Genomic DNA, 22,358 nt, shown 5'->3' with positions numbered 1-22,358 from the left:
CGGCATCAGGCAGGAGCGACGCATGATCGAGCATGACCGCATTCCCGTAACCGTTGTCGGGCTCGGCTCGATGGGGAGTGCTCTGGCCGAGGCGTTCATCGGCGCCGGGCACCCGACCACCGTCTGGAACAGGACGCCGTCGAAGGGTGTGCCGCTCGTGGCCAAGGGGGCGGTCCAGCCTCCCGCCCTGGACGCGGCGATCGCGGCGAGTCCGCTCGTCATCGCCTGCCTGACCACGTACGAGAGCACCATCGAGGCCCTGGAGCCGGCGGCCGGCGCGCTCGAGGGGCGGGCCCTCGTGACGCTCAACAGCGGTTCGCCGGCCGGGGCCCGGGAGATGGCCGCATGGGCGCTCGCGCACGGCGCGCGCCATCTCGACGGAGCGATCAAGAACGTGCCGTCCGCCATGGGCGCGGAGGACACGCTCCTGTACTACGGCGGGGACCGCGGCGTCTTCGACGAGTTCGCGCCGACGCTGCGGGTGCTGGGCGGCGACACCGTCTACCTCGGTCCCGACGCCGACCTCGCCGCCCTGTACGAGATGGCGGTGGGCGGCACCCTGCTGCCCGCGCTGGTCGGCTTCTTCCAGGGTGCAGCCGCCCTGCAGGCCCGCGGGCTGACGGCGGCCTCGATGGTGCGGTTCAGCGTCAAGTGGTTCGAGATGATCAACTCGGTCCTACCGGTCTTCGCCGAGGAGATCGACCGCGGCGACTACAGCGCGCCCGGTTCCTCGGTGAACCTCTTCCTGGCCGGGGCCGCCCATGACGAGGAGCTCGGCAAGGAGGCGGGCCTCGACACGGAGTGGCACAAGCCCTTCCACGACCTGCTCCGGCGGGCGGTCGACGCCGGCTACGGCGATCACAGCGTCTCCGCCCTGACGGAGGTCCTCAAGAAGAACAGCCCGGCCAGCGCCAGGAGCATCCAGGCCGTGAGGTAGGCGAAGGCGGCGGTCGGGGACACGGCGGTCCACAGGATGCCGGCGACGGCGCTGGCGGCGAGGTTGCCGAGGGACTGCACGGTGGCCAGCACGCCGAAGGCGGAGCCGCGCACGGACTTCGGGGCGAGGGCGGCCACCGCGGAGTGCTGGGCCGTCTCGACCGCGCCGATGCCGAGGCCGGCCAGGACGAAGGGGACCGCCAGGACGGCGAGGGCCGCGGGGGTGACGGCGAAGAGGCCGTAGGAGAGGGCGAACGCGGCGACACCGGCGGCGAGGACGAGGACCGGGCCCCGGGGGCCGAGGCGGTCGGCGAGGCGGCCGGCCGGGACCGAGGCGGCGGTCGCGGCGACGTTGTACGCGGTGTACAGGCCGAGCGCGAGGGTCGTCGCCGTCCGTGTCCCGTGCGCGGGGCTCAGGAGTTCGGTGGCGCGCAGGATGAGGAGGGTGGCGGCGACGTTGCCCGCCTCGAACGCCGCCACGGCCGCCATGAGCCGGCCGAGGTCGCCCCGGAGGACCGGCGTGACGCGGATCCGCAGCGGGACCCGGTCGCGCCGGGTGGGGCGCGGGGTCCTGCGGATCGCGTAGACGATCGCGGCGGCGGCCAGCAGCCCGGGGACGGCGGAGAGGCCGATCGCCCACGTCACGCCGAGCCACGCCACCAGGCCCAGGGCGAGGAGCGGACCGAAGATGGCGCCCAGGTTGTCCATCATCCGCTCGAACCCGTAGGCCCGGCCGTACGCCCGGGGCGGGACGATGTCGGCGAGGAGCGCGTTCCGGGCGGGGACCCGCAGCCCGCGGGCCGTCCAGGCGGCGGCGCGCAGGACGCCGACCTGCCACACCGCCGTGGCTCCGGCGGTGGCCGCGCCCAGGACCGCGGTGGTGGCGTAACCGCCGACGGCGACCTTGCGGCGCCGGGCCGGATCGTCCGCGAGGACGCCGCCGCCGAAGCGGGCCGCCCCGGCGAGCGCGTCGGAGACGCCCTCGATCGCGCCGAGGGCGGCGGCCGGTGCGCCGAGCGTGGAGGTCAGCAGGGACGGCAGCAGCGCCGTGGGGATCTCGTGCCCCACGTCCGCCAGGAAGCTCGCCGCGCCGATGCCCTTCACTCCCGGGGACAGCCAGGGCGCCGGCGGCGCTGTTTCGTTCACGGACGCGAGTCTCCCGGACGCAGGTGCCGGGCAGCAGTGGAGGATCAACCGATTCTGCGAGCCCGCCGCCGGATCTTTCACCGCATCTGCCCAGGGCGGCTCAGGGTGCCGGTGCCGTCGCCGCGACGTGAGCGGGTACGGGGCCGGGCCCGGCTTGGCGCTTCGACCGACGCGCCTCCCACCTGCCATGGAGGAAGCCTCAAAGGTTTGCAGATAAGAGCGAAACAGCCCTAGCGTGGCGCACATGCAGTCCTACACAATTGGCCAGGCCGCTCGGCTCCTGGGCGTCAGTCCGGACACCGCGCGGCGCTGGGCGGACGCCGGCCGGGTCGCGACCCACCGCGACGAGGCGGGCCGCCGCCTCATCGACGGCCGGGACCTGGCCGCGTTCTCCATCGAGGTCGCGCAGGCCGGCCCGGGAGACGACGACGACACGTACACCACCGCCCGCAACGCCTTCCCCGGCATCGTCACCGCCGTCAAGCTCGGTGATGTCGCCGCCCAGGTCGAGATCCAGGCCGGGCCGCACCGACTCGTCTCCCTGCTCACCCGCGAGGCCGTCGAGGAACTGGGGCTGGAGGTCGGCATGCGGGCCACCGCCCGCGTGAAGTCCACCAACGTGCACATCGACCGCGCCTGACCGACCGGAGAACCGGCCGGCGGGTCACGCGGAAGTCCCTTGGCAGCGGCGTCGCCGTCCCGGCGCGGCTCGTCCGTTCACCGCGCCGCGGCGGCGCGTTCCACCCCCGCGCACGTCACACCAGGAGTCGACCCCATGTCCCAGACCCGTGTCCCCGGCCGCACCCGGAACCGCGCCCGGCGCCGTACCGCCGCTGCCGCCGTCCTCACCGCCGCCCTGCTCGTACCGCTCGCCGCCTGCGGCACCGACCGCGACCGGCCCGACGGGGGCGCGAAGGACGCCGCGCCGCAGGCCGACCTGACCGTGCTGGCCGCCGCCTCCCTGACCGACGTCTTCAAGACCGCGGGGGCCGCGTACGAGAAGAGCCACCCCGGCACGAAGATCACCTTCTCCTTCGCCGGCTCCCAGGAGCTCGTCGCCCAGGTCAAGAACGGGGCACCGGCCGACGCGCTGGTCACCGCGGACACCAAGAGCATGGACGGCGTCCGGGGCGAGACCGGCACCCCGGCCGTCATCGCGAAGAACCGCCTGGTCATCGCCGTCCGCGAGGGCAACCCCGAGAAGGTCGACGAGCTGAAGGACCTCGGCGACCCGAAGCTCAAGGTCGTCCTCGCGGCGCCCGAGGTGCCGGTCGGCAAGTACAGCAAGAAGATCCTCGACGCGCAGAAGATCACGGTGAAGCCGGTCTCCCAGGAGCCGAACGTCCGCGCCGTGCTCAGCAAGGTCGAGCTGGGCGAGGCCGACGCCGGCCTCGTCTACCGGACCGACGCCGACAGCGCCCCGGACAAGGTCGACGCCGTCGCCATCCCCGACGCGCAGAACGCCATCGCCGAGTACCCGGCCGCCACGCTGAAGGACTCCAAGAACGCCGAGGCGGCGGCCGCCTTCGTGGCGTGGCTGTCCGGCCCCGAGGGGCAGAGGATCCTCCGGGACGCGGGCTTCCAGAAGCCGTAACCGCCGCGCACACCGGCCCGCAACTCCCCCGACCCCCGCAGGACGTACCGATGAAGCGCCTCCGCCCGCACCGCCGCCACGCGCCCGCCGCCCTGGCGCTGCCCGCACTGCTGGCGGTCGCGTTCCTGCTGCTGCCGCTCCTCGGCATCCTGACGCGCACCTCGTGGGGCGAGCTGGGCGCGCACCTCGGCACCGAGCAGTCCCTCCAGGCGCTGCGGCTGTCCTTCGTCGTGTCCTTCTGGGCGCTCGGTCTGTCGCTGCTGCTCGGGGTGCCGCTCGCCTGGCTGCTGGCCCGGGTGCCGTTCCCCGGCAAGGCGCTCGTCCGGTCGCTGGTGCTGCTGCCGATGGTGCTGCCGCCGACCGTGGGCGGCGTGGCGCTGCTCCTCGCCTTCGGGCGGCGCGGGGTGCTCGGGCCCTGGCTGGAGGACTGGTTCGGCGTCACGCTGCCGTTCCACACCTCCGGCGCGGTCGTCGCGGCGACCTTCGTCGCCATGCCGTTCCTGGTCATCAGCCTGGAGGGGGCGCTCGCCGGTCTGAACAAGCGGTACGAGGAGACCGCGGCGTCCCTCGGCGCCTCGCCGTTCCGGGTGTTCCGCACGGTGACCCTGCCGATGGTCGCACCGGGCCTCGCGGCGGGCGCCGCGCTGACGTGGGCGCGGGCGCTGGGCGAGTTCGGCGCCACCATCACCTTCGCGGGCAACCTTCCCGGGACGACGCAGACGCTGCCGCTCCAGGTGTACCTGCTCCTCCAGGACCAGCCGGAGGCCGCGACCTCCGTGTCCCTGCTGCTGCTCGCCATCGCGATGGCCGTACTCGTCGCGCTGCGCGGCCGCTGGACCGCGACGCCCGGCGGCGGGGCGCGCACGGCCGGGGGCACGCTGCCGGACCGGCACGACGACGCCACGGCACCCCTCCCCGGCACCGCGCCCGTGACCGCACCCGGGCCAAAGGCCCCGCCCGCCGATGCCCATCGCTGGGCCCTGCACGCCGAGGTCACCGGCTTCACCGACCTCGTCCTGGACGCCGCGCCCGGCACCACCATCGCCGTCGTCGGACCCAACGGCGCCGGCAAGACGACCCTCCTGCGGGCCCTGCTGGCGCTCACCGACCGGGCCCACGCCCGCCTCCGCCTCGGCGACACCGACGTGACCGACCTGCCGCCGCACCGGCGCGGTGTCGCCTGGGTGCCCCAGGACGGCGCGCTGTTCCCGCACCTGTCGGCCCTGGCCAACACCGCGTACGGGCTGCGCACCCACGGCGTGCCCCGCGCCGAGGCCCGGGCCGCCGCCCAGCGGTGGCTGGACCGCCTCGGCGTCGGCCACCTCGCCCAGCGCCGCCCCGCCCAGCTCTCCGGCGGCCAGGCCCAGCGGGTGGCCCTCGCCCGCGCGCTCGCCGCCCGGCCGCGGCTGCTGCTGCTCGACGAGCCGCTGGCGGCGCTGGACCAGACGACCCGCGCCCACGTCCGCCATACCCTGCGCCGCCACCTCGACGGCTTCGGCGGCGTGTGCCTGATCGTCACCCACGACCCCGTCGAGGCGGTGTCGCTCGCGGACCGGGTGCTGGTCCTCGAGGACGGCCGCGCGCTGCAGGACGCCGCCCCGGCCGAGGTGACCCGGCACCCCCGCTCCCCGTGGGTGGCGCGGATGCTGGGCCGCAACGCCTGGCCGGGCACCGCCACACCCGACGGGCTCGCCCTCCCCGACGGCTCGGCCGTCGTCGCCGCCGAGCCGGTGGCCGCCGGTGCCGACGCCCTCGCGATCATCCCGCCCGAGGCGGTGTCCCTGCACCGCGAGCGGCCCACCGGCAGTGCGCGCAACACCTGGCCCGGCACCGTACGGGAGATCACGGCCGTCGGCAGCCGCATGCGGGTCCTGGTCACCTCGGACCAGGCCCCGGACCTCGTCGCCGAGATCACCCCGGCGGCCGCCGCGGATCTGCGACTGGCCGACGGCACACCGGTGTTCACGAGCGTCAAGGCCACCGAGGTCACCCTGGTGACCCGGTAGGAGCCCGGCCCCCTCCGCGTACCGGCACTCTCCGCGCACTGGCGCCGACCCACGCCTCCACGCTAGGTTAGGCGAGCCTTACCTAACTGGAGGTGGAGACCGTGAGCGCCGACGTACGCGCCGCCGAGCCGACCCCCGCGGAGCGGGTCCGATCCGTCCTCGCCGCGGCGACGTCCCTGACCGTCACCACGGACGGCCACAGCTGCCACCTGATGGACGTTCACCACGTGGACGAGCGCGGCCGGCTGGGGCTGCGGCTGCCCGCCGGCAGCTGCCTGGCCGGGCGGGCCGCGGCGGCTCCGCGTGGCGGGCTGGCCGCACTCGTCGAGTTCACGGACATCGCGCCCACCGCCGTACGGGACCGGGTGCGCGCCCGGGTGACCCTCTCCGGCTGGCTGACGCCCGTCACCCCGGCACCCGACGCGGACACGGTGGGCCTCCGCCTCGACGCCGCGCGCGCCACCCTGGAGACGGCCGAGGGAGTCCTCCACGTAGGCCTCGACGAGATCGTCCTCACCGCACCGGACCCGCTGGCCACCCACGAGCCCGCCATGCTCATCCACCTGGCGGACTCCCACCCCGAGGCGGTCGAGCGGCTGACGCGCCTGATCGACCCCCAACGGCTCCAGGGCGTCGTCCGCGTCCTCCCCCTCGCCCTCGACCGGTACGCCCTCACCCTCCGCCTCGAACACCCCCGCGGCCACCACGACGCCCGCCTGCCGTTTCCCGCCCCGATGCGGAACGCCGACGAGGCCGGCGACCGGATCCAGGAACTCCTCGCCACCACGCGCGGCTGCTCCCACCGCCGCCGCACCTTCCAGCGGCCATGACGCGCCCGCCCACCCCGCCCGCCCCCCGGGACCTGGTCGCGGCCATCATCCGCGCCGCTCCCCTGGCCGCCGCGCTGTACACACCACCACGGCGTCACGCACCGCGGCAGGAAGGTGCCGGGCACGGGAAAGTGGCGGGCACGTGAAAGTGGCGTCCGCACGGGTGAGCGCCGCGGGCGCGCTCACGGTGGCGCACGAGGCGGGACCGCTACACCTACGCCTATGAGAAACGCTGGATACCGCACGGCCATCGCGATGGCCACGACCGCCCTGACGATCGCCGCCGTGCCGATCACCGCCGGATCGACGACCGCCACCGCCGTGACGCCGAGCGCCGCGGCCGCCGCTCCGCCCGGCGAGGTGGCCAAGGCGCCCGTGACGATCCCCCTCGCCGACGCGATCGAGGCGCTCGGCCTCGCCGAGGAGTCGCCCGAGGGCTACACCCGGGAGTCCTTCACGTACTGGATCGACGCGGACGCCGACGGCTGCACCACCCGCGCCGAGGTGCTCATCGCAGAGGCCGTCGAGGCGCCGACGCTGGGCCAGCGATGCGCGCTGAGCGGAGGGTCGTGGTTCTCCTACTACGACGCGCGGACCGTCAGGTCCGCATCCGGACTGGAGGTCGACCACGTGGTGCCCCTGGCGGAAGCCTGGAGGTCGGGCGCCGACGCGTGGAGCGCGGCACGCCGACGGGCGTACGCGAACGACCTCGACGCTCCGTACACGCTCGTCGCCGTCACCGCGAAGTCCAAGCGCGCCAAGGGCGACCAGGATCCGGCCCAGTGGCTGCCGCCGGCCGAGGACGTGCACTGCCGGTACGCGGCCGACTGGGTCGCGACCAAGCTGCGGTGGCAGCTCAGCCTCGACGAGGCCGAGCACCAGACGCTCTTCGACCTGGCCCAGAACTGCCCCGACACGAAGGTGACGTACGAGGTCGCCAAGTAAGGGCGACGCGCATGCGCCGTGCCGCAAAGGACAACCGGGCAAGGAGGATCGGGCGCGGAAAAGGGAACTGCGCATGAACCGCCGATCGTTCATTTACGCCGAGAAGGTGGACTCTCCCACCCGCCCACGCACGGAACGTTTCTGCTCTTCCGCCTCGGCTTAGCTGGGGTGATGAGCTTCGAACTACCGTGCTTTCCTCCCACCACGCCCCACCACCGCGAGGAGGCGTCGTGTCGGCTCTGACGGCACTCGGCTCCGAGTCGACGACGGACCTGTCGTCCGTCCTCCAGTGGGCCCACGACCTGGTGTCCCCGGCGCTGCACGACGAGGTCATGCTCCTTCCGCCGCCGGAACGCCGCATCGCCGGATACCACCGCGGCTGGCACGAGGCCGACGGGACCGCGCCGGAGGCCCGTACCGGTGAACGCGGCGGCAAGGCGGTACGACCCGCCTTGGCGTTCCTGGCGGCGAAGGCGGTGGGGGGCGCCGCGGAGTGCGCCGTTCCGGGCGCTGTGGCGGTGGAACTGGTCCATGACTTCTCCCTCCTGCACGACGACGTGATCGATGGGGACCCCCTGCGCCGGCACCGGCCCGCCGCCTGGGCCGTCTACGGGACCCCGGCGGCCGTGCTGGCGGGCGACGCCATGCTCGTCAGCGCCGTGCACGTGCTCACCAGGCTCCCGGAGCCGGCCGGCCGGGCCGCGACCAGGGAGCTGGTGCACGCCCTGGTGCACCTCATGCGGGGCCAGAGCGAGGACGTCGCCTTCGAGCAGGCCACGTCCGTGGTCACGGCCGACTACCTCGGCATGGCGGCGGGGAAGACCGGAGCCCTCATGGGCTGTGCCTGCGCCGTGGGCGGCGTACTGGCCGGGGCGTCCCCGGAGCGGGTGGACGGGCTGCGGGACTTCGGCCGTTGTCTGGGCATCGCCTTCCAGTGCGCCGACGACCTGCTGGGGATCTGGGGCACGAGCGACCGCAGCGGCAAGCCCGTCGGCGCGGACCTGGCCGCGCGCAAGAAGTCCCTGCCGGTGGTCGCCGCGCTGTCCGGCGACGGCGCGGCGAGCAGGCGGCTCGCCGAGCTGTACGCCAGTCCCCGGCCGCTCACGGAGGCGGACATCGCCCTGGCGGCGGCCCTGATCGAGGAGGCCGGCGGCCGGGAGCAGACGGAACACGAGGCGCAGCGTCAACTGACGGCCGCCTTGCGGGCGCTGTCGCGCGCGGAGCCGGTGCCGGAGGTGTACCGGCTGCTGCACGACATCGCGCTGCGGCTGACGCGTCGTGACCGATGACGGCCGCGGCGCGCGCAGACCGTTCGCGTCGTCAACACCCTCGTCGACGTTTCGTAACCAATGTCCCGAACGATAGGTTCTGAATTCCGGCGGCAGCACTGCCCCCACAGCGGCCGCGGTCTGAACTAGCCGAAAACAGTGGTTCTTTGGAGCAGAACGATATTCACATGAGGAGTCGGCGGATGTCCGGTCCGCCGGCGATCAGTGTGTACGGCCTCCATGTCGCTCGCGGGAACCACCTGCTCCTGCAGGACATCAGCTTCACTGTGCCCCGGGGCACCATCGTCGGTCTCCTCGGGCCGAGCGGCTGTGGAAAGACGACGCTCCTGCGGTCCGTGGTGGGCATCCAGCCCTGCACGTCGGGCCATGTGCAGGTGCTGGGCTTCCCGGCCGGATCGCCGTCCCTCAGCTCCAAGGTGGGCTACGTGACCCAGGCGCCGTCCGTCTACCAGGACCTGACGGTGCTGGAGAACCTCCGGTACTTCTCCGCCGCCCTCGGGCTGCGGGGCTGGCGCCGGGAGAACGCCGTGGTCCGCGTGGTGAAGGAGGTGGACCTCGCCGAGTACGCCGACAAGCCCGTCGGCCGCCTCTCCGGGGGCCAGTACTCCCGCGTCTCCCTGGCGGTGGCGCTGCTCGGCACCCCGGACCTGCTGGTGATGGACGAGCCCACCGTCGGCCTCGACCCCCTGGTCCGCAAGGAGCTGTGGTCCGTCTTCAAGCGCCTCACCGAGGAAGGCACCACCCTTCTGGTCTCCAGCCACGTCATGGACGAAGCCGACCGCTGCGACAGGCTGTTGCTGATGCGCGCCGGCCGGCTGCTCGCCTCGGCCGGCCGCGAGGACCTGCTCCTGCACACGCGCTGCCACAGCGTGGAGGAGGCGTTCATGCACCTGGTGAAGTCGTCGCAGACCCTCGATGAGCGGCCGCAGCAGGGCATCGACCGCGTACCGGGGCCGCTGATCGCCGATGACTCGCTGCCCGACCCCAACGCCTCTTATTTCGCCCCGGAGTCCCGATGGTGAACCACATGGGGGCACCGAGCCCCCATTCCCGCCCGTTCGGGCGGTCCCTGCCGTTCTCGCCGGCGATCACCGCGGCCACCGCTCACCGCGTGCTGCAGCAGATCTCCCGGGACCGCGGCAGCGCGGCGCTGATGCTCGTGATCCCGTGCATGCTGATGGTGCTGCTCAAGCTCATGTTCCATGACGCGGAGGAGTCGTTCGAGCGGGTGGGCCCGCAGGTCTTCGGCATCTTCCCGGTCATCGTCATGTATCTCGTGGCGTCCGTCTCCACGCTGCGGGAACGCACCTCGGGAACGGCGGAGCGGCTGCTGACCCTGCCCGTGCAGCGGCTGGACATCGTGCTGGGCTACAGCCTGGCGTTCGCGTTGCTCGCGCTGCTGCAGGCCGTCCTCTCCACGCTGCTGGCCGTCGGGCCCCTCGGGCTCGACATCAAGGGCCCCGCCTACCTCCTCATGGTCATCGCCATGCTGGGGGCGCTGCTGGGCCTCGCCCTCGGCCTGCTCGTCAGCGCCTTCGCCCGCAACGAGTTCCAGGCGGTGCAGTTCCTGCCGGCCGGGGTCCTGCCGCAGTTCCTGGTGTGCGGGCTGTTCGTGCCGCGCCAGGAGATGCACGGGTCGCTCGACGCCATGGCGCAGGTGATGCCGATGACGTACGCGGTGCAGGCGGCGGCGGAGGCGGCCACGCACGAGGGCGTGACCGGCATCTTCGTCCGTGACGCCTTCCTCATCCTCGCGTGTGTCGTGGGAGTGCTCGTCGCCAGTGCGGCCACGCTGAAGCGGTGACCGCACGAGAAGACGGGGTGCGGCAGGCCGCACCCCGTCTTCGTCGTCTTCGTCATCCGAGCCCGCGTCGGCGTGACGCGGTCGCCGTCCTCAGCCGTCGCGGTTCGAGGTGTTCCACCCGAAGCCGGCGCTGAAGTTGCCGTTACGGGGGATCTCGAAGGGTCCGAAGTGCATGGGCCGGTCGTGGCGCCCGGCGCCACCGCCACCACCGCCGGGCCCCTCGGCACCGCCACCGCCGAAGGGGTCGTCGAAGCTGATCGCGGACGGTGCGGCAAGGGCGGTCGGCGTGACACCGCCCGCGGCCACCGCGACCGCCAGAACCGAAACAGCCGCCGCACGGCGAAGGAACGACATGGCTAGCTCTCCCAAGGCAGGGGAATTCTGAACGGAATTGACCGTACCAATCCCGACGCCCGCCCCGGCGCCGCAAACCCCATAAAGGACCTGTCCTTCCCTCTAAAGGGGTCCGGAAATACCGCATGAATAACCGCATCAAATGCGGATCCCGTTGTCGTTCTTTCCCGGTCGGACGGTGTGTCGTTCCCGCCGTTTTCCTAACGTGAGCGGGTGAGAATCTTCCGTGCGGGCACCTCCCTGGCCGCCGCGCTGGCGCTGCTGGGTGCCGCGCCGAGCGCCGGCTCCGTACCTCCCGATCCGCCCCGCTACGAGGCACAGCCCGCACCGGCGTGGCAGTCGTCCGCCGCGCCCCAGTGGCGGCCCCCTGGCGGCGGAGGAGCTGCTCGGCCCAAGCCGAAGCCCGCGCTCAAGCCCCCGACGCCCAAGCCCGCAGCGAAGCCCGCGCCGAAGCCGGGGCCGCGACCCGCGCCGGAGCCGGCGTCCAAGCCCGGGCCCGGGCCGCAGTCCGACCCCAAGCCGGCGTCCAAGCCGTCCCTGCCGCACGCGCGGTCGGAGGTCATCGTCCGCCTCAACCACGAGCGGACGAAGGCCGGGTGCCCCGCCGTCCGTGAACACCGCGACCTGACCGAGGCGGCGCAAGGGCACACCGCCTACATGGCGCGCACGCGGAAGCTCTCACACAGCGGAGCCGACGGCTCCGACGTCGGCGACCGGGTGGCGGCCACCGGCTACCGGTACCGCCAGGTCGCGGAGAACATCGCGTCCGGTCCGGACAGTGCCGCCGAGGCCGTGCAGGCCTGGATGGACAGCCCGGACCACCGCGACTCCCTCGTGACCTGCGCGTACCGTCACGCGGGTGTGGGCCTCAGGCTGGGCCCCGGGGGCCCGTGGTGGGCGCTGGTGCTCGGCGTCCCCCGCTGAGGCCTCAGCCCAGGGACTCGTCCCACCACCAGGCGACCGTCGGCGCGCCGGGCAGGGGGGCGGGCGTGGTGTCGGCGGGCTCCGGCGCCCACTCCAGCGGGGCCTCGTCCATGGCGTCCGGCACGTGTCCCAGGCTGAGGTAGCGCGGCACCCGCAGGCCCCACTCGGCGTTGCCCCGGATGCCGTGGCGCAGGCCCTGGAGATAACAGGCCAGTTCGACCCCCGCCCGGGGCCGGATCCGGTCGTGCAGCGTCATGAAGCGGGTCAGCACCCGGTCCCGTAGGCGGGTCGCCGCGTCGACCGCCTCGGCCACCCTCATGTCGTGGTGGTGGACGAACACGTTGTAGATGTTCTGGTCCGTGTGCCCCCGGGACACCTCTTTGCGCAGCGAGTGCCGGTCGTTGTCGAGCGCCGCGACCAGAATGGCCATCTCGGTCAGCGCCCGGACGGCGGGCGCGTGCAGCTCGTTGTCCGGCACCTCCAGGCCCGTGGCCAGCTCCAGCATGGCGAACGTCGGCTCCCCGCCGGCCGCCAGCAGCCTCATGGCCAGGTACTCGTCGAGCTCCGGCATCCGGCCGGACGCCTGGTTGCCGATCTGCCAGGCGACGCCCGACAGCCACGCCCGGTGGGCGTTGGCGAACCGGCGGACCTGCGCCGGCGTACCGAACGACCGGAACCGGGCCACGATGTCCTGCAGCGGCCGCACGAAGCGCTCCCCGGCCGGGACCGCGGAAGGCGCCTCGACCGCCCGCTGGATGTGGCCCGCCAGGGCGTTGAACTGGGCGGGGCGGCTGCTCAACGGGCCGTTGTCGCAGCGCGCGTCGTCGAACGCGAAGCCGAAGTAGACCCACAGCGAGGTCGCCAGCAGCCGGTCGTCGTCGGCGACGGGCGCAAAGCGGGCGAAGAAGTCCGTGCTGTGCGACGCCACCACCCAGTCACTCTCGTGCGGCGTCGCACACATTCCGCTGCCGCGCACCCATTCCTCCGCCCGCGCCTCGATCTGCCGGGCACGCGGATGAATGGCGGACTCCAACGGACAGTAGATCGGGGGGAAATCCGCACCGCTTGATGAAAGGCTCATTGCCTGGGTCCTCTCGCGAGGTGAGTTACCGGACCGCCCCATCTTCCGGCGGTGCCGCGCCACTTTCCCGGAGCCTGAAAACGTTTCCCGGGAAATCCTTCAAAAGGGAAGAGGGCGACGGGGCGGAAGGGGCCGTCCGGCACCGTCGCGGTGCCGGATGGCCCGGGTTCCTCGCTTCCATGGGTCAGGAGCCCACCCGCTCGCTCGGCGCGGACGACGGTGCCTCGGCCGGGGCGGCCGCCGCCGGGGACTTCGCGCCGCGCATCAGCAGGGCGGTGAGTACGCCGCCGGCCGCGGCGACCGCGGCGGCGCCCAGGAACGCGGCGCGGAAGCCGTCGGTGAGGGCCGGCAGGTCGCCCAGCGCGCCCGCTCCCCGCGAGGTGGCGAGTGCGGTGAGCGCGGCCAGGCCGAGGGCGGAGCCCACCTGGTAGGTGGTGTTGACGATGCCGGAGGCCAGGCCGGCCTGCTCCTGCGGTACGCCGGAGATCGCCGACATCATGGCCGGGATGTAGGCGAGGGACATGCCCGTCGCCGCCACCAGGGACGCGGGCAGCACGTCGACCAGGAACGTGCCGGTCGGCTCGACGGCCGACAGCCACACCAGGCCCGCCGCGAGGACCAGCAGACCACCCGCGATCAGCGGCTTGGCCCCGAAGCGGCCCAACAGCCGGGCGGTGAGCAGCGTCATGAAGACCATCAGGAGCCCGGTCATCGGCAGCAGCGCCGCGCCGCTGGCGAACGCCCCGTAGCCCAGCACCTGCTGGAGGTAGAGGTTGAGGAAGTACCACATGGGGATCCACGCGGCGCCCAGCAGCGTCATCGCCAGGTTGGAGACGCCGAGGCCGGGGGTGCGCCACACGCCGAGCGGCATGAGCGGGGCCCTGACCGACCGCTGGACGACCAGGAACAGCGCCAGGAGCAGGGCGGCGCCGGTGAGCTCCAGGACGGTCTGGGCGTCGCCCCAGCCGACCTCGGGGGCCCGTACGACCGCGAACACCGCGAGCGCGAGACCGGCGGTGACGGACACCGCGCCGAGGACGTCCACCGAGCCGCGCCGTCCCGCGACCGCCGGGAGCAGGCCGGTGGCCAGCAGGGTGGCTATGCCGATCGGCACGTAGATGATGAAGACCCAGGGCCAGCTCGCCCACTCGGTGAACACGCCGCCGAGGAACACCCCGGCGGTGCCGCCCGCCGGCGCCGCGGCGCCGTACAGGGCGAGCGCCTTGCCCAGCTCCTTGGGGTCGTGCCCGAAGAGCATCATCAGCAGCGTCATCGACGCCGGCGCGATCAGCGCCCCGCCGACGCCCTGCACCGCACGCCCGGCGACCTCGACCCACGCGGTGCTCGCGGCGGCGGCGACCACGGAGCCGGCGGTCAGCACGACCCAGCCGGAGACGAAGACGCGCCGGGCCCCGAGCAGGTCGGACAGCCGCCCGCCGAGCAGCAGCAGCCCGCCGAAGGCGATGACGTACGCGTTGAACACCCACTGCAGGTCCCCCTGGGAGAAGCCCAGGTCGCGCTGCATCTCCGGGAGTGCCACGCCGATGATCGAAGTGTCCATGATGACCATGAACTGCGCGGTGGCCAGCACGAGAAGTGCCCACCAGCGCCGCGGATTGACGGTTGACATCACTCTGCCCCTTCGCCGAGAACTATACCCCCTGGGGGTATGCGAGGACTAAGACGCTATACCCGGCGGGGGTATTCCCGGAAGGGGGCGACGGCAGCAGGCCGGGAGTCGGGGGTTTTCATCCCATCCGGGCGGCAACGCGAAGAAGGAAGGCTTTCTTCGGAAGGATCCGTCGTGATCTTCTTAGCCCTGCTGATTCCTCCCCTCCTGCTGTGCGCCCTCCTCGCGCTGGGCCGCTACGAGGAGCGCCTGCTGCGGGAACCGGACGGCGCGACCACCCCACCGGCCTTCGGGGGAGCTCCGGCGCGCGGCGTTACGCCATGACCCCGCGGCCGGGCCGTCAGTCGTCGAGGAGATCCCGCCACAGGCCGTACTCCGCCACCTCCTGCTTGTACTGCTTGTACGCCTTCGTCGCCGGCCTCGGGCGGACCCTCTCGTAGCGCGCGACCAGCCTCTCCGCCGCCGCGACCGTCTCCGCCGGCAGGCGGTGGTGGATGGCGTCCTGCCAGGGGTAGGAGGAGCGGGAGTCGTGGTGCAGCTCGTCCACGGGGAGGAAGCGGCACGCCTGCCAGCGGACGAGCTCGGGCGCGTACCGGATGAGGTGGCCGTAGCCCTCCAGGCGCCTCTTCGGGAGTGCGGCGAGCGCGGCGCATGCCGCGCGCCGCGCCTCCACGGCGCGCACGACGCCGACGGGGGTCACGCGGCCGTGGAACAGCTCGCGGTAGAGCGGCGCGGAGGGGTCGCTCCACAGGAGCTCCAGACCGTCGTCGGACGCGGTCAGGTGGGCCGCGTCGGGGCGCGGGGACCGGGACAGGCAGGCCAGGGCGCGCGTCACCTCCGCCATGTCGAAGACCGGGAGCCCCGTGGGGGACGTCAGGCCCCGGCGCGGGTCGAAGGTGCCCTCCCGCTCCCAGTCGGCGTCCATGAGTCCGCGGATGACGGGGCAGCGGATCAGGCGGTCCTGCGCGGTCGCGGTGTTGAGGTACGTGTCCGCGAGGCCGTGCAGCCGGCGCAGCCGGTCGCGCCGGTCGTCCCCGCACACGATCTCCAGCCGCATCACCGACTGCTCCAGCACGTGCGGCTCGTCGCCGTACGCGGCCGCGTCGGAGATGACCTTCAGCCGCTGCAGGCCGTCGATGCACTCGGGGGCGATGACGTGCAGCACGCCGCTGAAGCTGCGGACGCCTGGCCCGACCTCCACGGCGTCCGCGCCGAGCACGATGTGCCCGATGGCGCCGAAGTCCTGCGGCCGCTCCCGCAGCATCCGGGCCAGCGCCCGGTTCGCCCGGCTGCCCTCCAGGTACCCGCGGCGCGCCCAGAGCCTGCGGGCGGCGTCCGGCCCGGCGGCCAGGGGCGCGAGCGCCGCGGCGGGCACGTCCACGAGCCAGCTGCTGCCGAACTGGGCGGAGTGCAACGGGCGCATGCTGAAGGTCTCGTCCGAGGAGAAGAGCCACGGCGAGGACGACAAGATCACGGTCATGCCTGTCCAACGGCGGCCGCGGACGGCGGTGACGGCCGCGCGGCTCCGTGCCCGCAGTGATCCCCACCACGGCTGGGGGTCAACCGGCTCCCGTCCCACTGGTGACCGTGCCGCTCAACCGCGAGCACGGCCTGGGCTACCTGGCGGCCGCGGTGATCGTCGCCGGGGTCGCGCCGGCGCCGCTGGTGTCGATCGCCGCCCTCGACGCCGTCGTGCGCACGTACGCCCAGCGCGGCAAGAGCGTGGAGATCACTGGGCTCGACGAGCCCAGCGCCCGGCTGCACGGGAAGCTCAGCGGGGAGCTCACCGGCGCCCACTGAGCGCGGCGATGTGGGGCGGGGGCGGCGCGGCACCGTCGTCGCCGTCGCCCAGGGCCGGGTCCGGCTCGGGCTCACCGAAGACCGTGGACATCGGCACCACCCCGGCCCACAGGCCGAGCTCGGCGTCCGGGCCGTCGCCTTCGTCCGGGCCGCCGGTGCGGATCTTGACGGACGCCTCCTCCAGGGAGAGCGCCAGCAGCGCGGTGGCGGCCAGTTCCCTGCGGTTCGGGCGGCGGGCGTAGTCCCACTGGCCCGGCGTGGCCTGCTCGGTGAGGCAGCGCAGGCCGGCGAGCTTCTCCTCCGGGTCCGTCACCAGGCGCGGGACGCCGTAGACCATCGCGCTGCGGTAGTTGACGCCGTGCTCGAAGACCGACCGCGCCAGGACCAGCCCGTCCATGTGCGTGACCGTGACGCACACCGTCGCCTCCGGCGCGGCGACCAGGCTGCGGCTGGCGACGGAGCCGTGCACGTACAACCACCTGCCGTCGGAGCCGTACACCGTCGGGACGACCATGGGGTGGCCGTCGACGACGACTCCGAGGTGGCAGAGGAAACCGGCGGCGAGGATGGCGTCGAGGGCGGCGCGGTCCGTGCTGCCCTGCTCGCGCAGCCGACGGTGGCGCGTGCGGTCGGTGACGGGAAGCGTGCGGGACGCCGAGTTGATCTCCATACCCGAGGAACCTATCGATTCCGCCGCAACAGCGCCATGAAAGTTGCCGATATCGTCGCGCGACGGGCGTCACGCGACGATATCCCTCGTCTACGCCGTCGGCCCCGGCGGCTCGAAGCGCGTGAAGGCGCTGTGCTTCGGCAGCCGGTACGTCTCGCGCCCGGTGATCGCGTTGAGGATGGTGGCGTTGCGTACGGCGCCGATGTCGAGGTTCGGCGACGAGACGCCGTGCGCGTGGATCTCGGCGTTGGCGACGAAGACCCGGCCGCTCACTCCGTCCGCGAGCTCGACGGAGTGGTCCAGGCGTACGCGGGGCCGCCCGCGCCCGTCGCGCTGGAGCAGTTCGTCCACCGGGGCCAGGAAGGCGGGCGTCCGGTTGCGGTAGCCGGTGGCGGCGACCACGAGACCGGTGGTGTGCTCGAAGACGCGGTCCGTGTCGCGGTGCCGGCAGGTCAGGACCGCCGCGCGGCCGGTCGGGTCCACGGCCGCGGACTCGACGGTGATGCCGAAGCGCAGCTCCACGTCGGCCAGTCCGTGCTCCAGCTGCCTCCGGTAGAGCAGCTCGTGGATCTCCTCCAGGGTGTCGGTGGAGATGCCCTTGTAGAACTGCCACTGCTCGCCGACGAGCCGGTCGCGCACGCCCTCGGGGAGGGAGTGGAAGTACCGCATGTACGCCGGGGTCGTCAGCTCCAGGTTCATCTTGGTGTAGTCGAGCGGCGCGAACGACGACGTACGGGTCAGCCAGCTCACCGCCGGGCCGCCGTCGAGGTTGCGGGTCAGCAGGTCGACGGCGACCTCGGCGCCGGACTGCCCGGAGCCGACGACCGTGACCTTCCCGGCCGCCGCCACGTCGGCCGCCCGGTAGAGGTAGTCCGAGGTGTGCAGCAGCAGCGACTCGGGCAGGTCCGCCAGCGCCTCCGGGACGTGCGGCGCGGTGCCGATGCCCAGGACCAGGTTGCGGGCGAGCATCCGCAGCCGCGTGCCGTCCCCGCGGACGACGTCCACGGTGAACCGCTCGGCCCCGGCGTCCCAGCGGACCTCCTCGGCGCGGTGCGAGAAGCGGACGGAGGGCAGCCGGGCGGCCGCCCAGCGCAGGTAGTCCTCGTACTCCCGGCGCGAGGGGAAGAAGTTCTCGCGCACGGTGAAGGTGTAGAGCCGGTCCATGTCGTGGAGGTACGCCAGGAACGACAGCGGATGCCAGGGGGCGACGAGGGTGACGAGGTCGGCGAGGAAGTTCACCTGCATCGAGGCGTCGCCGAACATCATGCCCCGGTGCCAGGTGAGCTCCGGCCGCTCCTCCAGGACGACCAGGTCGAGGTCGTCGACGGTGGAGGCGAGCGCGGCCAGGCCCAGGTTGAAGGGGCCGCAGCCGATGGCCACCACGTCGTGTTCGGAGACGAGCTGTTCCTGCGTCATCGGGGCATGTCCTCCTCGGTACGCGGATGGACCATCAGGGCGGCCGTCTTGTCGGGGAAGGACACCTTTCCGGCCGGGCGGAACCCGGCGGCCTCGAACGCCCTGAGCGACGGCGCGTTGGTCACGTCCGGTTCGGCGACCACGCGGGTGCACGCGGGGTCGGCGGCGAGCAGCCCCTCCGCGAGGGCGCGCAGCAGCCGCCTGCCGAGGCCCTGACCGGTGCGGGCGGCCTCGCCGATGGCGATGTGCACGCCCAGGTCGTACGGCAGCTCGGCGTACTGCCCGGCGAGGCGGTCGCGGATCACCCGGTAGACCTCGATGTACGCGAACGGCTCGCCGTCCAGGTCGACCAGGACCGGCAGGATGGCGTCACCGGACAGGTGCCCGGCGATCTCCTCGTACCAGCGCTCGCGCGGCCAGGCCTGGTGCCAGAAGGCGTCGATGTGCGGCGACTGCATCCAGCCGTGCACCACGTCGAGGTCGGCGCCCTCCGCCCGGGCGACCCGGGCCGACCAGGGCGCGGGCAGCACGGGCAGCGGCGGGCCGGGGACGGTGTCGGTGTCGGTGTCGGTGGCGGTGTCCTCGGACGCGGGGTGCGTCGACGTCATGCGGTGGCCTCCTGGAGCGGGTTGGGGGCGTCGAGGTAGACGGACTGGGCGTCGAGCGGCGCGAGGACCTCGTCGATGCCGTGCAGCCGGGTCAGCAGGTTGCCCTTGCACGGCAGGGTGTCCGCCTCCAGCCAGCGGCGCGCCAGCCGGTCGCCCTCGGGCCCCGCCTCCGCGAGCGCGGGGAGCGCCGCGCGCAGCCGGTCGGCGAGGACGGCGAGGAGGTCACGCTCGTCGGCGAGTCCGTCGACGGCGAGGCAGCCGACGACCGACAGCGCCTGGTTGCGCAGCAGGTAGTAGGAGAGCCGGTCGTCCACGAGGGCGTCGTCGACGACGGCGAGCGTGGAGGAGTCGGCGCCGAGCTGCTTGAGCAGACCCGGGAGGTACGAAGTGGCCAGGTAGTAGCCCTGGTTGTCGCGGAAGGTGGAGCCGGTGACGCGTCCGGTCGCGTCCAGCCGGACCAGGGTGTTCTGCTGGTGGGCCTCCAGGCCGATGCCGGTGGCGGCGTACAGGTGCAGCATCGGCACGAGCACCTTGTCGGTGTAGTCGGCCGTCCACTGCTCGGCCGCGCCCGGGCCGAGCGCCGCGACCAGGTCGCCGAGCGCGCTGCGGCCGAGGCCGGGGCGCGGCGCCACCAGGCCGACCAGGCAGCGCAGGTCCGCGATGCCGTCCGGGACCTCGCGCACGGCGACGTCGAGGCCGGTGACGTCCGGACCCTCCGGGCGGCCCGGCTCGTCGACCGCGATCCAGGCGGGGTCGCGGGTGATCGCGAAGCCGGGGTGGGCGGCGAAGGTGGCCCCGGCGTATCCGGCGTCGAGGAGCCGGTTGATCTCCAGGCCCCGGCGCAGCTCCGTACGGGTCGACTCGCGGCGGGAGTTGGTCAGCCGCAGCCCGAGGGAGAGTTTCAGCATCACGTCGGCGTCCGGCCGGTACACGGTCCGCACGCTGGAGGTGGGCCACCACTCGGGGCCCAGCTCACCGAGCGGCTTCAGCGCGCCGGAGGCGACGAGCGCCTGGATCCGCGGCCGGTGCAGCAGGTCCCGGGCCTGCCAGGGGTGCGCGGGGATCAGCACCCGGCCGTCGTCCAGGCGCCGTTCGGCGAGGTCGGCGAGGAGGGCGACGGTGTCGCGGCCGGCCAGCGAGGGGGCGCCTTCGACGGCGTCGTGGGAGACGACCGACTCGTCGGCGGAGAACCAGTGCAGCCGGAAGGAGCCGCGCAGCTCCGGCGAGTACGCCCGCGCCTCGTGGTCCGAGATGCCGTCCCGGCTCTTGGGCGCCGGGTGGTTCAAGTGGCCGAGCAGCAGCGCCTGTTCGGCGTCGAGGAAGCCGTCCACCTCCGGGGGCGGCTTCGGGTGGGCGCGGCGGTCGGCGATGAAGGCCGCCACCCGGCGTACGGACTCGGCGGTGCGCTCCACCAGGTCCGCGACCTCGCCGGAGGGGACTCCGCCAGGGCGGCTTCCGCCGCGTACCGCCGCCTCCGTGGAGAGCAGGGCCACGGCCGTGACGGGGTCGGCGGACTGGCCGAGCGGGCCGCCGGGGCCCTCCAGGCGGGCGGGGGCGAAGCGGTGCCAGCCGGTGGGCGAGCAGTGCGTGACCTCGGTGACGAGGGCGAGCCCGGCGGTGGGCAGCTCCACGCGGAGCGGACCGGGGGTGACGGGGGTGCCGGTCTCGCGCAGCCAGCAGCGCAGGAGGGCCTCGACGTGGGCGTGTTCGGCGGCGCCGCGCGGGTCGAGCGCGTGCAGCGGGTCGGGGGCGGTGGTGGCTGCCGCCGGGGTGGTTGCCGCCGGGGTGGTGATGCTCATGCGGCGCCCTCCTCGATGAGTCGTTCGCAGGTGCGGCCGGCGTCGAGGACCGTGTCCACGAGACCGTCGATGTCGTCGGTGGTGGCGGTGGGGTTGAGCAGCGTGAACTTCAGGCACACGCGCTGCGCCACCTCCGTGCGCCCGATGAGCGCGGCGCCGGATTCGAGCAGCCGCCGGCGCAGGGCGCCGTTCAGCTCGTCGGAGCGCCGGGGGTCCGTGGTGCGGTAGCGGAACACCACCGTCGTCAGCTCGGCCGGGGCGACGAGCTCCAGCTCCGGCTCCGCGAGGATGCGGCGCTCGGCATGGCGGGCCAGGTCGTGGCAGACGTCGACCATGCGGCCGAGCCCCTCCCGCCCGTAGGTCAGCAGCGTGGCGGCGGCCTTCACCGCGTCGGGGCGGCGGGTGGTCTGGAGGCTGCGGCCCAGCAGGCCGTCGAAACCGGCCTCGGAGTCGTCGACGGGGTTGAGGTAGGCCACCTCGCGGTCGAGCGAGGTGAAGGCGGTGGTGTCCGACACCAGGAGCACGCTCGCGGCGGCGGGCTGCCAGCCGATCTTGTGCAGGTCCAGGGTGACGGAGTCCGCGAGCTCCAGGCCCGCGAGGCGGTCGGCCAGCCGGTCGGAGAAGAGCGCGCCGAAGCCGTACGCCGCGTCCACGTGCATCCACATGCCGTGCCCGGAAGCGATCTCGGCGATCTCCGGCAGCGGGTCGATGGAGCCGAAGTCCGTGGTCCCGGCGGTGGCGACCACCGCGATCGGCGTCCGGTCCGGGCCGAGCTCCGCCAGCGCGGCGGCGAGCGCCTCGGGCCGCATGCGGCGGCGCTCGTCGACGGGCACCGGGTGCACGGCGGCCTCGCCGAGGCCGAGCGCGGCGCACGCCCGGTGCGTGGAGAAGTGGGCGAGCTCGGAGCAGAACACCACCGGGCCGGGCAGCGCCGCCACGCCGTCCCGGCGGGCGTCGATGCCGCGCCGCAGCGCGGCGGCGTCGCGGGCGAGTAGCAGGCCCATCAGGTTGGAGAGCGAGCCGCCGGGCGTGAGGACGCCGTCGGCGCGCTCCCCGAGCCCGGCCAGGCGGATGAGGGCGCCGATGAGCCATCGCTCGACGGCGATGCCGGAGGGGCCGGAGTCGTACGTGTCCAGCGACGCGTTCCCGGCGGCGGCCAGGGTGTCCGCGGCGACCGCGACCGACAGGGACGGCGCCTGGAGGTGGGCGGCGGCGCGCGGGTGGGAGAGGTCGATGCCCTGCTCCAGCAGCACGGTCGCGAGCAGCTGGAGCGCCGCCTTGGCGCCGAGCCCCTCGGCGGGGAGTTCGGCCGGGCCGAGCGTCTCGGCCGCCGCCGCGAGGACGTCGGCGGGGGCGCCCGCCGGGATCGGTCCGGCGGGGCGGCGGGCGGCGCCGGCGGCGTCGACCGCCTCGGCGAGGGTGGCGAGGACCTCGGCGAGGCCCTCCTGGGAGGCGGCGAGCACGGACGGCGGGAAGGAAGGGGGCACGGGTCGGGTCTGGGTCTGGGCCAACGGGATCACGCTGCC

At 73.7% G+C, this 22,358-nt stretch carries 22 protein-coding genes; 12 read left to right on the top strand and 10 right to left on the bottom strand.

All coding sequences use genetic code 11. The features are described from left to right. Window positions 1–22 precede the first annotated feature (22 nt). Window positions 23–937: an NAD(P)-dependent oxidoreductase gene (locus ACZ42X_RS10380; RefSeq protein ID WP_468286638.1), complete on the top strand. Its 915-nt coding sequence runs from the start codon at window positions 23–25 to the stop codon at window positions 935–937. Here the strand turns inward: ACZ42X_RS10380 and ACZ42X_RS10375 are convergent. Further along, a complete protein-coding gene (locus ACZ42X_RS10375) occupies window positions 859–2,082 on the bottom strand; it encodes an MFS transporter (RefSeq protein ID WP_468286635.1) in 1,224 nt (407 codons plus the stop codon). The two genes, ACZ42X_RS10380 and ACZ42X_RS10375, sit on opposite strands and share 79 nt — an antisense overlap. Before the next feature lie 244 nt (window positions 2,083–2,326). On the opposite strand from ACZ42X_RS10375, the gene ACZ42X_RS10370 reads away from it, so the two are divergent. The 8 genes from ACZ42X_RS10370 (at window position 2,327) to ACZ42X_RS10335 (ending at window position 10,550) form a co-directional block, all read left to right on the top strand. After that, window positions 2,327–2,722 (top strand): TOBE domain-containing protein, encoded by a 396-nt coding sequence (locus ACZ42X_RS10370; protein WP_468286632.1) that lies wholly within the window; start codon window positions 2,327–2,329, stop codon window positions 2,720–2,722. A gap of 135 nt (window positions 2,723–2,857) precedes the next feature. Next, window positions 2,858–3,676 carry a molybdate ABC transporter substrate-binding protein gene (gene modA / locus ACZ42X_RS10365; protein ID WP_468286629.1) on the top strand — a complete coding sequence of 273 codons (819 nt, stop codon included), beginning with the start codon at window positions 2,858–2,860 and terminating at the stop codon, window positions 3,674–3,676. Between the two features lie 50 nt (window positions 3,677–3,726). After that, window positions 3,727–5,682, top strand: a complete 1,956-nt coding sequence (locus ACZ42X_RS10360) for an ABC transporter permease (protein WP_468286626.1) — start codon at window positions 3,727–3,729, stop codon at window positions 5,680–5,682. Window positions 5,683–5,783: 101 nt separating this feature from the next. Further along, window positions 5,784–6,512 (top strand): DUF2470 domain-containing protein, encoded by a 729-nt coding sequence (locus tag ACZ42X_RS10355; protein ID WP_468286624.1) that lies wholly within the window; start codon window positions 5,784–5,786, stop codon window positions 6,510–6,512. Between the two features lie 222 nt (window positions 6,513–6,734). Then, window positions 6,735–7,457: a GmrSD restriction endonuclease domain-containing protein gene (locus ACZ42X_RS10350; RefSeq protein ID WP_468286622.1), complete on the top strand. Its 723-nt coding sequence runs from the start codon at window positions 6,735–6,737 to the stop codon at window positions 7,455–7,457. A 230-nt stretch (window positions 7,458–7,687) separates the two neighbouring features. Beyond that, complete coding sequence (locus ACZ42X_RS10345) at window positions 7,688–8,746, top strand: polyprenyl synthetase family protein (protein ID WP_468286620.1); 1,059 nt, start codon at window positions 7,688–7,690, stop codon at window positions 8,744–8,746. A gap of 182 nt (window positions 8,747–8,928) precedes the next feature. Beyond that, on the top strand, window positions 8,929–9,768 hold the full coding sequence (locus tag ACZ42X_RS10340) for an ABC transporter ATP-binding protein (protein WP_468286618.1): 840 nt from the start codon (window positions 8,929–8,931) through the stop codon (window positions 9,766–9,768). Between the two features lie 5 nt (window positions 9,769–9,773). Beyond that, window positions 9,774–10,550, top strand: a complete 777-nt coding sequence (locus ACZ42X_RS10335) for an ABC transporter permease (RefSeq protein ID WP_468286617.1) — start codon at window positions 9,774–9,776, stop codon at window positions 10,548–10,550. A gap of 90 nt (window positions 10,551–10,640) precedes the next feature. Here the strand turns inward: ACZ42X_RS10335 and ACZ42X_RS10330 are convergent, their stop codons facing one another. Next, window positions 10,641–10,904, bottom strand: coding sequence for a hypothetical protein (locus ACZ42X_RS10330; protein ID WP_468286615.1), 264 nt, complete (start codon window positions 10,902–10,904; stop codon window positions 10,641–10,643). Between the two features lie 213 nt (window positions 10,905–11,117). Here ACZ42X_RS10330 and ACZ42X_RS10325 point away from each other — a divergent pair, with 213 nt between their 5' ends. Further along, window positions 11,118–11,828, top strand: coding sequence for a CAP domain-containing protein (locus ACZ42X_RS10325; protein ID WP_468286613.1), 711 nt, complete (start codon window positions 11,118–11,120; stop codon window positions 11,826–11,828). Window positions 11,829–11,832: 4 nt separating this feature from the next. Here the strand turns inward: ACZ42X_RS10325 and ACZ42X_RS10320 are convergent, their stop codons facing one another. Further along, window positions 11,833–12,861 carry a terpene synthase family protein gene (locus ACZ42X_RS10320; protein ID WP_468286611.1) on the bottom strand — a complete coding sequence of 343 codons (1,029 nt, stop codon included), beginning with the start codon at window positions 12,859–12,861 and terminating at the stop codon, window positions 11,833–11,835. A gap of 232 nt (window positions 12,862–13,093) precedes the next feature. Further along, window positions 13,094–14,539: an MFS transporter gene (locus ACZ42X_RS10315; RefSeq protein WP_468286609.1), complete on the bottom strand. Its 1,446-nt coding sequence runs from the start codon at window positions 14,537–14,539 to the stop codon at window positions 13,094–13,096. 174 nt (window positions 14,540–14,713) lie between these two features. On the opposite strand from ACZ42X_RS10315, the gene ACZ42X_RS10310 reads away from it, so the two are divergent. Further along, window positions 14,714–14,863 carry a hypothetical protein gene (locus tag ACZ42X_RS10310; protein ID WP_468286606.1) on the top strand — a complete coding sequence of 50 codons (150 nt, stop codon included), beginning with the start codon at window positions 14,714–14,716 and terminating at the stop codon, window positions 14,861–14,863. 16 nt (window positions 14,864–14,879) lie between these two features. Here ACZ42X_RS10310 and ACZ42X_RS10305 read toward each other — a convergent pair whose 3' ends face one another. Then, the gene (locus ACZ42X_RS10305; RefSeq protein ID WP_468286603.1) at window positions 14,880–16,019 is read right to left on the bottom strand and encodes a hypothetical protein; all 1,140 of its coding nucleotides are present in this window, start codon (window positions 16,017–16,019) and stop codon (window positions 14,880–14,882) included. Window positions 16,020–16,120: 101 nt separating this feature from the next. Here ACZ42X_RS10305 and ACZ42X_RS10300 point away from each other — a divergent pair, with 101 nt between their 5' ends. Beyond that, entirely contained in the window at window positions 16,121–16,339 is a 219-nt protein-coding gene (locus ACZ42X_RS10300) for a hypothetical protein (protein ID WP_468287518.1), read from the top strand. Here the strand turns inward: ACZ42X_RS10300 and ACZ42X_RS10295 are convergent. The 5 genes from ACZ42X_RS10295 to ACZ42X_RS10275 form a co-directional block, all read right to left on the bottom strand. After that, window positions 16,323–17,009: a pyridoxamine 5'-phosphate oxidase family protein gene (locus ACZ42X_RS10295; protein ID WP_468286600.1), complete on the bottom strand. Its 687-nt coding sequence runs from the start codon at window positions 17,007–17,009 to the stop codon at window positions 16,323–16,325. The two genes, ACZ42X_RS10300 and ACZ42X_RS10295, sit on opposite strands and share 17 nt — an antisense overlap. Before the next feature lie 90 nt (window positions 17,010–17,099). Further along, window positions 17,100–18,425, bottom strand: coding sequence for a lysine N(6)-hydroxylase/L-ornithine N(5)-oxygenase family protein (locus tag ACZ42X_RS10290; RefSeq protein ID WP_468286598.1), 1,326 nt, complete (start codon window positions 18,423–18,425; stop codon window positions 17,100–17,102). Then, entirely contained in the window at window positions 18,422–19,033 is a 612-nt protein-coding gene (locus ACZ42X_RS10285; protein ID WP_468286595.1) for a GNAT family N-acetyltransferase, read from the bottom strand. The genes ACZ42X_RS10290 and ACZ42X_RS10285 overlap by 4 nt, the downstream gene beginning before the upstream one ends. Then, entirely contained in the window at window positions 19,030–20,832 is a 1,803-nt protein-coding gene (locus ACZ42X_RS10280; RefSeq protein ID WP_468286593.1) for an IucA/IucC family protein, read from the bottom strand. The genes ACZ42X_RS10285 and ACZ42X_RS10280 overlap by 4 nt, the downstream gene beginning before the upstream one ends. After that, complete coding sequence (locus ACZ42X_RS10275; RefSeq protein ID WP_468286591.1) at window positions 20,829–22,352, bottom strand: pyridoxal phosphate-dependent decarboxylase family protein; 1,524 nt, start codon at window positions 22,350–22,352, stop codon at window positions 20,829–20,831. The genes ACZ42X_RS10280 and ACZ42X_RS10275 overlap by 4 nt, the downstream gene beginning before the upstream one ends. Window positions 22,353–22,358: the final 6 nt, after the last annotated feature.

It is taken from the genome of Streptomyces sp. NPDC030862 (assembly GCF_055571835.1).
The sequence above is the reverse complement of the archived record's forward strand: the minus strand, read 5'-3'. Positions and strand labels throughout refer to the sequence as shown.

Excerpts from the sequence above, each read along its gene's own strand:
- ACZ42X_RS10330 (WP_468286615.1), bottom strand. The coding sequence starts at position 10,904 with ATGTCGTTCCTTCGCCGTGCGGCGGCTGTTTCGGTTCTGGCGGTCGCG.
- ACZ42X_RS10295 (WP_468286600.1), bottom strand. The coding sequence starts at position 17,009 with ATGGAGATCAACTCGGCGTCCCGCACGCTTCCCGTCACCGACCGCACG.
- ACZ42X_RS10360 (WP_468286626.1), top strand. The coding sequence starts at position 3,727 with ATGAAGCGCCTCCGCCCGCACCGCCGCCACGCGCCCGCCGCCCTGGCG.
- ACZ42X_RS10280 (WP_468286593.1), bottom strand. The coding sequence starts at position 20,832 with ATGAGCATCACCACCCCGGCGGCAACCACCCCGGCGGCAGCCACCACC.
- ACZ42X_RS10380 (WP_468286638.1), top strand. The coding sequence starts at position 23 with ATGATCGAGCATGACCGCATTCCCGTAACCGTTGTCGGGCTCGGCTCG.
- modA (WP_468286629.1), top strand. The coding sequence starts at position 2,858 with ATGTCCCAGACCCGTGTCCCCGGCCGCACCCGGAACCGCGCCCGGCGC.
- ACZ42X_RS10290 (WP_468286598.1), bottom strand. The coding sequence starts at position 18,425 with ATGACGCAGGAACAGCTCGTCTCCGAACACGACGTGGTGGCCATCGGC.
- ACZ42X_RS10335 (WP_468286617.1), top strand. The coding sequence starts at position 9,774 with ATGGGGGCACCGAGCCCCCATTCCCGCCCGTTCGGGCGGTCCCTGCCG.
- ACZ42X_RS10285 (WP_468286595.1), bottom strand. The coding sequence starts at position 19,033 with ATGACGTCGACGCACCCCGCGTCCGAGGACACCGCCACCGACACCGAC.
- ACZ42X_RS10340 (WP_468286618.1), top strand. The coding sequence starts at position 8,929 with ATGTCCGGTCCGCCGGCGATCAGTGTGTACGGCCTCCATGTCGCTCGC.
- ACZ42X_RS10315 (WP_468286609.1), bottom strand. The coding sequence starts at position 14,539 with ATGTCAACCGTCAATCCGCGGCGCTGGTGGGCACTTCTCGTGCTGGCC.
- ACZ42X_RS10370 (WP_468286632.1), top strand. The coding sequence starts at position 2,327 with ATGCAGTCCTACACAATTGGCCAGGCCGCTCGGCTCCTGGGCGTCAGT.
- ACZ42X_RS10350 (WP_468286622.1), top strand. The coding sequence starts at position 6,735 with ATGAGAAACGCTGGATACCGCACGGCCATCGCGATGGCCACGACCGCC.
- ACZ42X_RS10305 (WP_468286603.1), bottom strand. The coding sequence starts at position 16,019 with ATGACCGTGATCTTGTCGTCCTCGCCGTGGCTCTTCTCCTCGGACGAG.